At 58.5% G+C, this 12,805-nt stretch carries 8 protein-coding genes; 5 read left to right on the forward strand and 3 right to left on the reverse strand.

Features of this window, described 5'->3' with window-relative positions:
- The 5 genes from AAFM29_RS03360 to AAFM29_RS03380 form a co-directional block, all read left to right on the forward strand.
- Positions 1 to 355, forward strand: a 355-nt coding sequence (locus tag AAFM29_RS03360; RefSeq protein WP_341711412.1) for an acyl-CoA dehydrogenase family protein, incomplete at its 5' end; no start/stop codon positions are given.
- A 63-nt stretch (positions 356 to 418) separates the two neighbouring features.
- On the forward strand, positions 419 to 2,029 hold the full coding sequence (locus tag AAFM29_RS03365; protein ID WP_006834182.1) for an acyl-CoA synthetase: 1,611 nt from the start codon (positions 419 to 421) through the stop codon (positions 2,027 to 2,029).
- Complete coding sequence (locus AAFM29_RS03370) at positions 2,026 to 3,663, forward strand: NAD(P)/FAD-dependent oxidoreductase (RefSeq protein ID WP_341711413.1); 1,638 nt, start codon at positions 2,026 to 2,028, stop codon at positions 3,661 to 3,663. The genes AAFM29_RS03365 and AAFM29_RS03370 overlap by 4 nt, the downstream gene beginning before the upstream one ends.
- On the forward strand, positions 3,660 to 4,631 hold the full coding sequence (locus tag AAFM29_RS03375; RefSeq protein ID WP_050599570.1) for an alpha/beta fold hydrolase: 972 nt from the start codon (positions 3,660 to 3,662) through the stop codon (positions 4,629 to 4,631). The genes AAFM29_RS03370 and AAFM29_RS03375 overlap by 4 nt, the downstream gene beginning before the upstream one ends.
- 419 nt (positions 4,632 to 5,050) lie before the next feature.
- Complete coding sequence (locus AAFM29_RS03380) at positions 5,051 to 7,987, forward strand: TonB-dependent receptor (RefSeq protein ID WP_006834179.1); 2,937 nt, start codon at positions 5,051 to 5,053, stop codon at positions 7,985 to 7,987.
- 440 nt (positions 7,988 to 8,427) lie between these two features.
- Here the strand turns inward: AAFM29_RS03380 and AAFM29_RS03385 are convergent, their stop codons facing one another.
- From AAFM29_RS03385 to AAFM29_RS03395, 3 genes are read right to left on the reverse strand one after another with little or no spacing between them, the layout of a single operon-like run.
- Positions 8,428 to 9,915, reverse strand: a complete 1,488-nt coding sequence (locus AAFM29_RS03385; RefSeq protein WP_341711450.1) for an efflux transporter outer membrane subunit — start codon at positions 9,913 to 9,915, stop codon at positions 8,428 to 8,430.
- A 37-nt stretch (positions 9,916 to 9,952) separates the two neighbouring features.
- Positions 9,953 to 11,506: a DHA2 family efflux MFS transporter permease subunit gene (locus tag AAFM29_RS03390; RefSeq protein WP_006834177.1), complete on the reverse strand. Its 1,554-nt coding sequence runs from the start codon at positions 11,504 to 11,506 to the stop codon at positions 9,953 to 9,955.
- 3 nt (positions 11,507 to 11,509) lie between these two features.
- Positions 11,510 to 12,637 carry an HlyD family secretion protein gene (locus AAFM29_RS03395; protein WP_063511170.1) on the reverse strand — a complete coding sequence of 376 codons (1,128 nt, stop codon included), beginning with the start codon at positions 12,635 to 12,637 and terminating at the stop codon, positions 11,510 to 11,512.
- Positions 12,638 to 12,805 lie beyond the last annotated feature (168 nt).

Consider the following 12,805-nt stretch of genomic DNA (forward strand, 5'->3'; position numbering starts at 1 on the left):
GCGCGAACAGTTCGGACGAGTGATCGGCAGCTTCCAGGCGGTCAAGCATATGTGCGCGGAAATGGCTGCCCGCCATGAACCATGCCGTTCGCTGGTCTGGTATGCCGCCCATGCGTTCGATGCGACGCCCGACGAGGCTTCGCTGGTGGCATGCCATGCCAAATCACATACGGGCGAAGTCCACCGTTTTGTCGCCCGAACCTCAACCGAGGTGCATGGGGGGATGGGTTTTACCGATCTCCTAGGTCTGCATTTCTGGTTCAAGCGAATCGGTTTCGACCGCCAGGTTCTGGGAAGTCCCGAAGCGGTCCGGGCCGAAGCAGCGGCCTTGCAGGGGTGGACGCAGGTCGCATGAGACGATGAATTAGGCGCACGCTACCGACAAAATCGTGGCCACCAAGGAGAGAGGAATTAATACGTGATCGACTGGAACCTTGGCGACATCCTTGATGCAATCGAACCTGCGGTCCCGGAAGATGCTCCGGCGCTGATTCACGGCGACCGGATCATTAGCTGGCCCGAAATGTCGAAGCGTTCGAACAATTTGGCGCGCAATCTGCGCGCGCAAGGTGCAGGCGACGGGGCGAAGATAGCCTTCTACATGCGCAACCGTTCCGAATACGGGGAATTGATGGCCGCGTGCTTCAAGGGCCGCCTCACGCACGTGAACATCAATTATCGTTACCGTCCCGAGGAGGTTTTTTACATCTTCGACGATTCCGATAGCGAGGTAATTGTTTACAGTTCCGAGTTCCGCGACTGCATTCTTGAACTGAAGGAACGGTTGACCAAGGTTCATACATTTGTAGAAATCGGCGATGCTTCGCAGATCGCTTCCTTCGCGCTTCCTTACGAAAAACTTGTAGAAGGTAACGGCGCGCCTCTCGATATCGAGCGTTCTCCCGATGACCTGCTGTTCATATATACAGGCGGTACCACCGGCATGCCCAAGGGCGTGATGTGGCGACACGATGATATGCGCAAGGCTCAGCTCGACGCGCAAAAGCTGCTGGGTCCGGTTCCCCAGACCATGGAGGAAATGGTGGCCCTGGTGAAGCAGGGCGAGCTTGCGCGCATCACTTTGCCGGCGTGCCCGCTGATGCATGGAACCGGGTTCATTACTGCTATTGGCACGCTCATGTCGGGCGGGGCCATCGTCACGCTGTCCGATCCATCCTTCGACGCGGAAGAATTGTGGGATGCGGTGGACCAGCACAAGGTGCAGAGCATCGCCATTGTCGGTGACGCTTTTGCCAAACCCATGCTGCAGGCGCTGGACGCCCACCCGAAGCGCTGGGACACGAGCAGCCTGATTTCGATCATCTCGTCCGGCGTCATGTGGAGTAAACAGGTAAAGGCGGGCCTGTGCAAACATATCCCCCAGGTCATCCTCATGGACAGTTTTGGCGCTTCGGAAGGGCTGGGCTACGGCTTGTCGGTGACGACCGCACAGGGCGGCACCAACACCGCGAAATTCGGGATCGGGGAATTTTGCGACGTATTCGACGAGAACGACCGGAAGGTCGAGGCGGGGAGCGGCGTGCCCGGCTTTATTGCCCGCAAGGGCGCAATCCCCACAGGATACTACAAGGACCCGGAAAAGTCGGCCAAGACTTTCAGGACGATCGATGGCGTGCGTTACTCCATCCCGGGCGACTGGTGCCGGGTGGAATCCGATGGAAGCCTGACCTTGCTGGGCCGCGGCAGCGTCTGCATCAACACCGCAGGTGAAAAGGTTTACCCCGAGGAGGTGGAGGAAGTGCTCAAAACCCATCCCGCCATTGCCGACGCGCTTGTCGTCGGGGTGCCTGACGAAAAATGGGGCGAAGCGGTGACCGCTGTGGTGCATTTGACCCAGGATGCGGACTTCGACGCGCAAGCGATCAAGGATCACGTGCGCCAGCAACTGGCAGGTTACAAAACGCCCAAGGCGATTTGCCCAACGCAAACCGCCTTGCGCGCGTCAAACGGCAAGGCGGATTATACTACGGCTAAAGACATCGCGAAAGCGGGTGCCGGGGCCTCGTGAGCCATTCGCCCCCTCCTGACTATGATGTCGTAATCGTCGGGGCCGGGTTCAGCGGAATATACCTGCTTTACAAGCTGCGTCAGGCGGGGTTCGATGTTCTGCTGGTAGACGCAGCGGAGCAGCCGGGCGGAATCTGGTACTGGAACCGCTATCCGGGAGCACGGGTCGATTCCCAGGTTCCACTTTACGAATTTTCCATTGCGGAAGTATGGAAAAGCTGGACGTGGAGCGAACGATTTCCAGGCTGGGAAGAACTGCGCGCCTATTTCCTCCACGTCTGCGATACGCTCGACCTCTGGCCGGCAATGCGAATGAAAACACGGGTCGAAAGCGCGCCGTTCGATGAAGACACCGCCTGCTGGCGATTGAAGCTCGACGATGGCGGAAAAGTAAGCGCGCGTTTCCTCTTGCCGGCCCTGGGGTTCGCCTCGAAACCCTACATTCCCGATATCCTGGGCCTTAGCGATTTCGAAGGCGAATGGTGCCATACCGCCCGCTGGCCGCAGGAAGGCATCGACCTTTCCGGCCGCCGGATCGCCCTGATCGGCACGGGTGCCAGCGGCGTACAGGTGGCGCAGGAGGCGGCAAGCTGCGCGGAGCAGCTGACGCTTTTTCAGCGAACCCCGATTCTCGCCCTTCCCATGCGGCAGGAAAAACTGGACGCTGATCGTCAGCTTCGCGAAAAATCCGAATATCCCGCTGTCTTCCACAAAAGGCTTACGACAAGTGGCGGTTTCGAATGCCAATCGCTGGACATCTCGGCCCTGGCTGTGACCGAGGAAGAGCGGACTACGCATTTCGAGGATTTGTGGCAGCGAGGAGGGTTGCGCTTCTGGTATCATAATTTCGTTGACATACTGACGAACGAGGACGCCAATCGCCACGCCTACGAGTTCTGGTGTGACAAGGTGCGCGAGCGGATCTGCGACCCGACCATTGCCGAGAAGCTCGCTCCCGATGAGCCGCCACATCCCTTCGGGACCAAGCGACCATCGCTCGAACAGAATTATTACGAGATCTTCGCACAAGACAATGTTACGCTGGTCGATCTGAACGACACCGCGATCACTCGCGTCACCGAGGCCGGGATAGAAACAGCCACTGGCATGATCCCGTGCGATCTCATTGTCTTCGCGACCGGCTTCGATGCCGGTCGTGGCGGGCTCATCGACATGAACATCACCGGCCGCGGTCGGCTGGCGCTGGCAGAAGCATGGAAGAGTGAGATCAAAGCCTATCTGGGCATGGCCGTCGCCCAATTTCCGAACATGCTGTTCGCCTACGGCCCGCTCAGCCCTTCAGGCTTTTCCAACGGTCCGACAAGCGCCGAAATCCAGGGTGACTGGATCTGCGATTTCCGGATCTGGCTGCGCGATAACAGGATCGGCCTTTTCGAAGCCGATGCGCTGGCCGAGCGAAGCTGGACCGATATGGTCGCCCAAGTAGGGTCGATGACGCTCTTCCCCAAGGCTGAATCGTGGTACATGGGCGCCAATATTCCCGGCAAACCCCGACAACTGATCAATTTCCCCAGCGTATCTGGTTACGCCGATCTATGCCACGATGTCGCACGGCACGATTATCGTGGTTTTATCAGGAATACACTATCCGGTATGGAGACTGCGCCGAAATGAATGAAATGAAACCAATCCACGACGGGTCAACAGATATTGATCCCGTATGGGCCGGCGACGGGGCGGATATACCCGAATGGTTCGCCTGGGCGCTGAGCGTGCCCCGTGAGGAAGGCTTCGTAGAGGTTGGTGGCGCGCGGGTGCATTATCTTCGCTGGGGCAGGCGTGACCGGCCCAAATTGCTCATGACTCACGGTTTTCTCGCCCATGCCCGCTGCTTTGCCTTCATCGCACCGTACCTTGCCGAAGACTACGACGTGGTGGCGTTCGATCTGGCCGGTATGGGCGATAGCGAGATGCGCGGCGTGGCCGATATAGCTGCGCGGGGAAAGGAATTTGTCGAGATCAGCGAAGCGCTCGATTTGTTTGCGGATGGAAGCAGACCGACGATCATCGCCCATAGTTTCGGCTCGGGTGCAGCGCTGACCGCCGTTTCCCAATCGCCGGATGCCTTCGCCGGCGTTATTGTCTGCGATCTCATGGTGATGCGGCCCGAAAAGCTGGAGAAATACTGGACCATGGGCAGATCGAGCCCCGGGTCGGGTAATCCTGACAAACCGGTGCGACGCTACCCGACCTACGAAGCGGCGCGCGAGAGGTATATCCTGTCGCCGCCGCAGGCAGTTGGTGAGCCGTTCCTGATGGATTACATGGCCTATCACTCTCTCCGCCGCGATGGCGAGGAGTGGACATGGAAGTTTTCTCCCGAAGTGTTCCGGCGCAGCAACAAGCCCGACGAATGGCTGACAGTAGGCCAGAGGCTGGTCGATGCGCCCGGGCGCAAAGCGATTGTGTACGGCGAGAAAAGTCAGCTCTTTGATCGCGATTCCGCCCGCTATATCCGGGAACTGGGAGGGGGAAAGATACCAATTGTTGCAGTGCCCGATGCACGCCATCATCTCATGCTGGATCAGCCGCTCGCGTTCGTCGCTGCGCTTCGGGCGGTACTGGCCTTTTGGAGCCTCTGAGATCCCCCATACTAAGAGGCTGGTTCCTGGTCAGAGGCCAGCGAGATGGGGGCAAAGGGCGTCCATATTCATCTTGTACTATATCCGAACTATTGTCGCCGTCGGCACGGCGAACGCTTCGTTGGTCTCGATGCCAGCTGGGGCAAAAGCTTTATCGGGAGCAACTCGCTTAGCGCGCCAACCATTGCTGATCTTTAGCAAACGTTCACTCCGCGTGCGATCTGGATCGTGGCCCATGGGGTCAAAAGAAAAGGCGCTTTACTAATATCACGCGGATGTATATGCCCATGGACGGGGATTGGGCTAATTCTCTCCCTCTCCTCTCCACAGACTAAGGGGCGACCCTCGAGGTCGCCCCATTTTGCAGTAAGCGGCGGAGCCAATTATCGTCGCACTGAAGAGATGGGAAGGGATGCTATATGACACTGAGAGCGATGGTGCTCGCCACTTCGGCCATCTTGGCTTGGCCGCAGATGGCTTTAGCGCAGGATCCCACAACTGATGAGGCGGAACCCCAAGGATCCGTAATCATCGTTACGGCCCAACGCCAATCTCAAAGTCTGCAAGAGGTGCCGATCGCGGTCAGTGCCTTCGATGCTACGGCTCTCGAAAGCCAGCAGATCGAAAACGCTGCTGACCTTCAATTGACGCTCCCGAACGTCTCATTTTCGAAGGGCAACTTCACCGGGTCGTCCTTCACCATCCGTGGTATCGGCGATCTTTGTGTTGGTGTGACGTGTGACGCAGCGACGGCTATCCATATCAATGGTTCCCCTCTTTTTGGTACCCGGCTGTTCGAAACAGAATATTTTGACCTTGAGCGAATTGAGGTCCTACGGGGGCCGCAGGGCACCCTCTTCGGCCGCAACGCTACCTCGGGTGTTGTCAACCTTGTGACAGCCAAGCCTGACCTCGGTTCTTTCGGCGCGGCCGGAGAGTTCGAGTATGGGAATTACAACAGCATCAAGGCCGAAGGGATGGTCAATGTCCCGATCGGCGATTCTATCGGCGTTCGGGTAGCCGGATTCTTTCTGAATCGCGACGGTTACACCACAAACCTTTTCGACAATTCGGATGTCGACGACCGAGACATGTACGCTGTTCGTGGTTCTCTTCGTTTTGAACCCGGTGCCGATACCACTCTCGACTTCATGGCATATTATTTCAGGGAAGATGACACCCGTTTACGTAATCAAAAGCAGGCCTGCCAGCGTGACCCGCTCGGCGTGCTGGGTTGTCTGAACAATCGCCGCGACTTTGACATCACCAATGCCAATTCCACAGTCGGCGCAACGCTCAGTTCGCAAGAGTTCTTCGCTATTCAGGGAATTCCCTCAGTACTGGGATTGGGAAGCCTGTACGGCCCCGACGCATTTGCAGGATTCGATAAGCCCGACGATGTGCGCACGGTAAACACGGCGTATACTCCATTCTATTTTGCCGATGAAGTGCAGCTACAGGCCCGTCTCGAGCAGCGCATCGGAGCTATGACACTGACTGCAACCGGTCTTTATCAGGACACCGAAGTCGATTCCCGGCAGGACTACTTTCTGGGCATTCAGGATCGTACCGGCTTTGCTACGGCCTTGAACGTGTTGTCCGGCTTCGCGGCCAACGGTTTGCCTACCGGCCTCCCCGCACCTGCACCGGCGTTCGTGCCAGGTTCGTCGGCGTATTTTACCCCGATTGTGGAGGCTCTCATCCCCAATGGCCCAGGGGGCGTATTGTGCACCTCCGATAACGATGATGGGAACAGGGGCGCGTTCGAAGGTAATGTATTGTGCGGCGAAACGCCGCTATCCTTCGACAGGTCTTCAGAGCAACGCGAATCCTGGAGCGGCGAAATCCTCCTTTCCAGTGATTTCGACGGAGCATTCAATTTCCTGCTCGGAGGGATCTATGCAAAGTCCAAGACTACCGACAACAGTTACTATGTAAACTCATTCGCGCTTGACTACGCCAGTGCCATTCTGGGATCGTTTGGTACTTTGGCAGGCGGTGCACCGCCATCCTACTTCGCAACATCCATGTACCGCAACAATTCTCTCGAGGCTAATCTTGAGAGCTTCGGTGTGTTCGGGGAGATCTACGTCGACCTGACCGAGCGTCTGACCTTCACCGGAGGTTTGCGGTATAACGACGACAAGAAAGACGTGACTGCGCGCACGACCTTGATTAGCTTCCTCAATCCTTACGCGAATGACGGGGAGCCGTTCGACAGCCCGATCACTCCCTTAACCGGTCCCTCTGGTCTTTTTGATGCCGATCCTGGTACGCCAGGTGAGCAGCTAACGCAATTTAGAGAAGTAGGTTTCGATGAAATAACCGGGCGTGCGGTGCTCGACTACGAAGTTACGCCTGACAATTCGATTTACGCATCTTATGCCAGGGGCTATAAATCCGGGGGTATCAACCCGCCCCTTTCGCCCGTTTTCGATGTGGCTGAAAGCTTCGGATCAGAAACCATCGACGCATTTGAAATCGGATCGAAAAATACCTTTGCGAATGGCGCACTGCAATTAAACGCTACTGCATTCTACTATAAGTATAGCGGGTTGCAGCTTAGCCGCATCGTCGCCCGTACCTCAGTTAATGATACTATCGATGCCGATATCTGGGGTGTGGAACTAGAGTCCGTTATCCGGCCCGATCCCGATTGGCTTGTCAACTTGACGTTCAGTTATCTCAACGCGGAAGTTGCCGGCGACCAGTTCTTCTCCAATCCGCGCGACCCGGGTGGCGGCGATCCTGATGCCGTCATCATCAAGGATATTAGCAACGGTGCTAATTGTGCCGTAACCGGGCCAGCCCCCGGCGCGGCCGACGCATTCGTGGCCGGAGTGAACGCAGCTCTGGGTCTTCGTGGTCCCGAAGAATTTCCTAATGACGGCAATCTTGCGTCAAGCGGCGCATTCAGCATTTGCGATGTCTTGGCCGGAGCCGTTCCGGCGGGCAGCGGCCTTGCGGTATTAAGCCCTGGCGTAGAGGTCAACATAAAAGGGAACAAGTTGCCGCAGGCCCCCGAAATGAAGGTTTCGATGGGTGTGCAGTACACCGCCACTTTCGACAATGGCATGACTCTGGTTCCTCGCGTGGACGTAGCGCTGACTGGTGAGCAATACGGCAATATCTTTAACGGCAGGGTCAACCGGATCGAGCCATTCGTGCAAGCCAACGCGATCGTGCAGTTGAACAGTGCGGATGAGCGTTGGTTCGTGCGCGGATTTGTTCAGAACATTTTCGACAGCAGCTCGGTGACAGGATTGTACTTGACCGACGCATCCTCGGGGAATTTTACCAATATCTACACTTTGGATCCTCGTAGATATGGTGTTGCTTTGGGGTTCAGTTTCTAACAGGTCCAGATCGTGTTGGCGGGGAGATCGGTGGTCCTCCCAACGACCCGAACGGACAGTGCCAGCTAGTTCGTATTTCGACCCATGACTTTATAGCTTTTCCAGAGCGGCGTAATGCTCGATGACCGCCTCGTAAGCCTACCGACGAGGCGGTCATCGAACCGGCCAAATGCGAGCTGCACTCGAAATGCCTGTACGATCGCTCGTTGATGTCGCTACGAGATGCTCGCGGAAAGCTTAAGGCCTTACATAGAAACGACAATGAAGAGTCACCGAATAGTGCAATCGGGATATCCGATGGTGATACTGGCAAACGCACTCTGCGAAAGGCGGAAACATGCTGACCCCTATGATCCAAGATTGGGTCGTAGTGCACGAGGTGCTGACGCGTTAGGAAAAGTTGGAAGGGGCTGCGGGGCAGACTTCTGAGAAAACTTATCCTAACTCTGTTCAGGTTTCATAACTGATTTTCGATCGACCGGAGCTGGCTCAACCGACGTGCGATTGTCGCGAGACAATTCGACCCATCCCAACCCAAGCGACTTCTGGATCGCGATCCAGCCATTTGTCATGGCGGCGATCGCCCGATCGAGATTTGCTCTGGCCTGTTCGCGCTTGCGGATCGAAGTGTTGAGTTCGCCTTGCGAGATTACCCCCGCGGCGCGGCGTTGCTCGTTAAGCTCCGCAGCCGTGTCGGCCTGCCGACTGATCTGCGCCAGCGCGGCTACGTTGGCTCTTTGTTGCCCGAACCGAGCAAGCGATTGTTCGGCGTCGCGTAGTGCGCCCAGGACCACTTCAAGATAGCGCGCTTCGGCCTCGTCGCGCGCACTCTCGGCCTGATCGATCGATGCTGCCGTGCGGCCGAAATCAAGCAGGTTCCACTGCAGCCGCGGCAAAGCGATTGCCGATAAGTTGCCCGGGTCCAGGATGTCGTCGGGCTCCGATCCGCCCAAACCGAGAATCCCCATGAAGGAAATCTTGGGGAAGCGAGCAGCCTCTGCCACGCCAATGCGCGCATTCGCCGCGGCCAGCATGCGTTCGGCGGCTCGAACATCCGGCCGCCGCGCTATTAGCGCTGCGGGATCGCCCACCGCGACCCGTTCGGGGGGAAGCGGAATTTCGGCCTGAGCCGCCAGGAGCCCGTCGAGTGCGCCGGGCGCTTCGCCCGTCAGCACCGCGAGCGTGTCTTTGAATACATCGATGTCCGCTTGAGCTTCCGCGATCTGCGACTTGAGCAGTTCGAGCTCGGCGTTCGCGTTACCGACCGGGAACAGCGCGAGAGCGCCCTGTGTATAGCGCTGATAGGTCAGTTCGAGAATTTGCTGCTGCAAGTCGCGCTCTCGCTGGACAAGCTCGAGCCGCCCTTGCGCTTCTCGCAGGCTCACATACGCCCGCGCGATTTCGGCGGCGAGCTGGACTTTCGCATCCTCGGCGTTCGCCACCGAGGCCGCAGCCTGAGCGCTAATGGCCTCGACACGCCGTGCCTGCCCCCCAGCGAAATCGATCTCCCAGTTTGCATTGAGCCCGACGTTGTAGACGCTGAGGCTGTCCTGCTCTTCGGTGTCTGCAGGAGCGCCGGGCGATCCCGGGGGCGGGCCACTGCCGATATCTAGCCCTGGGATATTCGCCTGGACCGCAGTCGCCTGCGCAGCCACGGCGGGTAGCCGGTTGGCGCGCTCCTGGCGGACAGAAGCCCTTGCCTGTTCGATGCGAGCGCGCGCCGCGGCCACGCCCGGATTGCCGACCAGCGCGCGCGCCTCCAGTTCATTGAGAACCGGATCGCCGAGCAGCGTCCACCAGTCGCCGGCAATCGGCGCAAACGGATCGATTTCGGGGCCGGCGCGTACGAACGCATTGCCTGCGGCGGTCGCAAGTTGCGGGGGACCGGCATAGTCGGGACCGGACATGCAACCCGCGAGGAGCGCCATGGGAGCGAGGAGGGTTAGGGTCTTGCGCATAGAGTTCTCAGTGCATCGAAAGGGATAAGTTCTTCGGGAGAGGCTTGAGGAACAGTACCAGCGGCACCGTGACCAGGGTAATCGCGCCCATGGCGAAAAAGACATCGTTGTAGGTCATCACGAACGCATCGCGCTGAATGATGCCGGAAAGCATCTCCAGCGCGGCCTGTGGGCTGCCCAGCGACGCCGTCATGCCGTCCAGGTATTCCTGTAGCCGGGGGCTGTTAGCGTTGAGGGTTTCTTCCATGCGTCGACTATGATGCCACTGGCGCTGATCCTGGAACGAGGCAAGCCCCGCGAGCGCGAACGAGCCCCCGAGGTTTCGCGCCGCGTTGAAGATGCCCGAAGCATCGCCGGCATCCTCCTTGGCAACCGAAGCTACCGTCGCCTGGTTGAGGAACATCATCGTGAGGATCATGCCGATGCCACGCAGGAACTGGCTTTCGGTGAACACTCCACCTCCCGATTCCGCTGTCAGATTTATGCTGACGAAACAGCTTAGCGCCATGATGAACATGCCCGCGCCGACCGCAATGCGGATGTGAATCCTGCGGATCATGAACGGGAGAACGGGCATCAACAGGAAAGCCGGAACGCCCATCCAGAAGATCACAAGTCCGGTCTGCAAGGCATTATAATCGGAAATTATCGCGAGAAATTGCGGGATCACGTAGGTCGAGCCATACATGACCATGCCAAGCGCCAGTGCCATCACCACGACGCTGGCAAACTGCCTGCTGAGCATCAGGCGCAATTTGAGCACGGGTTTGCGCGCGTAAAGCTGTCCGTAGGTCAGAAGTGCAAAACCCACGACCGTCATCAGTGTGAGCTGGACGATCAGCGTGGAATCGAACCACTCCTCGCGGTGGCCTTCTTCCAGAACGATGGTCAGCCCACCCAACCCAAGGATCATACCAGCTATTCCCGCCCAATCAGCCTCGCGCAGGTAAACCCAGTCGGGCTTTTCATGGGGTAGCCCGATGAATAGTAAAGCAAGGAGCAACGCGCAGACGGGCACGTTGACGAAGAAGGCGTAGTGCCAGCTCAGGTTCTCGGTAAGCCAGCCCCCCACCAACGGGCCCATTACCGGCCCAAGAACCACGGTCATTCCGAAGAGCGCCATGCCGATCGGCTGTTGCGATGGAGGCAGTCGCTTTGCGACGATGGTCATAGCGGTTGGAATAAGCGCGCCGCCCATGAACCCTTGACCGGTGCGACCGATGATCATCGTCGTCAGATCGGTGGCAATGCCGCACAACACCGAAAAGGCCGTGAAGGCAGAAACCGCGACGATGAGCAGCGTGCGAAGGCCGAGCAGTCTTTCCAGCCACGCGCTCAGAGGGATGATGATGATCTCGGCAACAAGGAAGGCTGTCGCGATCCAGGTGCCTTCGGTTCCGGTCGCGCCGATTTCCCCCTGGATCGTCGGCAGCGCCGAATTGACGATCGAGATGTCAAGCGTTGCCAGCATCGCCCCCAGCGCACCGGCGGCTACGGCGATCCAGGCCGTAGCATCGGCCTTTTCGACCGGCGGCGAAACCGCTGCAGCGGCGCCTGCCATCGGTCAGTCTCCGGCCGCGTTGCGGATCGAATCGAGTTGGTCTCTAGCGGCGCGCGTATCGACACTCGCGACAACAGACATGCCCGGCACCAGCAGACGCAGGATCTCGGGCGAAGCCTGAATGGATATGCGCACCGGGACGCGCTGAACGATCTTGGTGAAATTACCCGTCGCGTTTTGCGGAGGTAGGATCGAGAATTCTGCCCCGGTCCCGGGGGCGATGCTTTCCACTCTTCCTAATAGCTCGAGGTCCGGCAGCGCGTCGATTTCCAAGGTGACGGGTTGCCCCGGGCGGACAAGTCCGAGCTGCGTTTCCTTGAAATTTGCTGTCACGTAGAGGCGGTCGGTCGGTACGAGGCTCATAAGGCGTTGGCCAGGCTGGACAAATTGTCCAGGTCGGACCGTGAGGTCACCCACCCGCCCGGAAATACTGGCCTGGAGCGTGGTCGATGACAGGTTCAGACGGGCGGCCTCGAGTTGCGCACGAGCGGCGTTGGCTTGCGAATTGGCCTGGTCTATCTGCTCGCTAAGCGTGTTCTGTCGGCGCTGTGCCGCCGTGAGCGCGGCGCGCGCTGCCGCGACTTGAGCCTGCGCTTCTCTGGCCTGGGCCTCCAGCTGATCGAGCCTCTCGCGCGGCTCCGCTCCCGAAGCGGCAAGGGGGCGGTACCGGACAACCTGCTCAGCAGCGAGACCAGCCTGTGCAGATGCTGCTGCGAGCTGTGCACGGGCCTGGGCAATTGCCGCGTCCTGCTCTTGTTGCTGGGCGCGTACCGTATCTGCTCCGGCGAGCGACGCGGCGATCTGGGCTTCGACCTGGTTCGTTTGGGCACGATAATCTCGCACGTCCAGCTGGACAAGTGCATCGCCCGACGCGACCGTTTGATTCTCCGTCACTAATACGCGCTCGACGTAGCCCGCAATTTTGGGGGAGATGATGACGCTGTCGGCGGCAATATAAGCGTTGTCGGTGGACTGCTGGAATCTGCCGTACGTCTGATGATTGTAATACCAGTAGCTCCCGGCGAGCAGGACCAGAATGCCGGCGATCAGCAGACCCAGCCGGACCCGCGGACTGGACAACCCCGTCGGACGTGCGCCTTCATCGCTAGCCCCTGCTGTCTCGTCCGCCATGATTATTTCGCTCCTCGCCATCGTTTGAGCCGCTGCGCGAGCGATATAGCGGCCAAAACAAAATGCGAAAGTCCTTTACTATTTTTCTCCGATCGATAGGAATGTCTCATGCCAGAAGATGAGGGCACTCTCGCACTCGACAATGTCATCACCCACGATGATCGAGCG

The sequence above is a fragment of the Erythrobacter sp. genome, from assembly GCF_038133525.1.
Lineage (GTDB): Bacteria > Pseudomonadota > Alphaproteobacteria > Sphingomonadales > Sphingomonadaceae > Qipengyuania.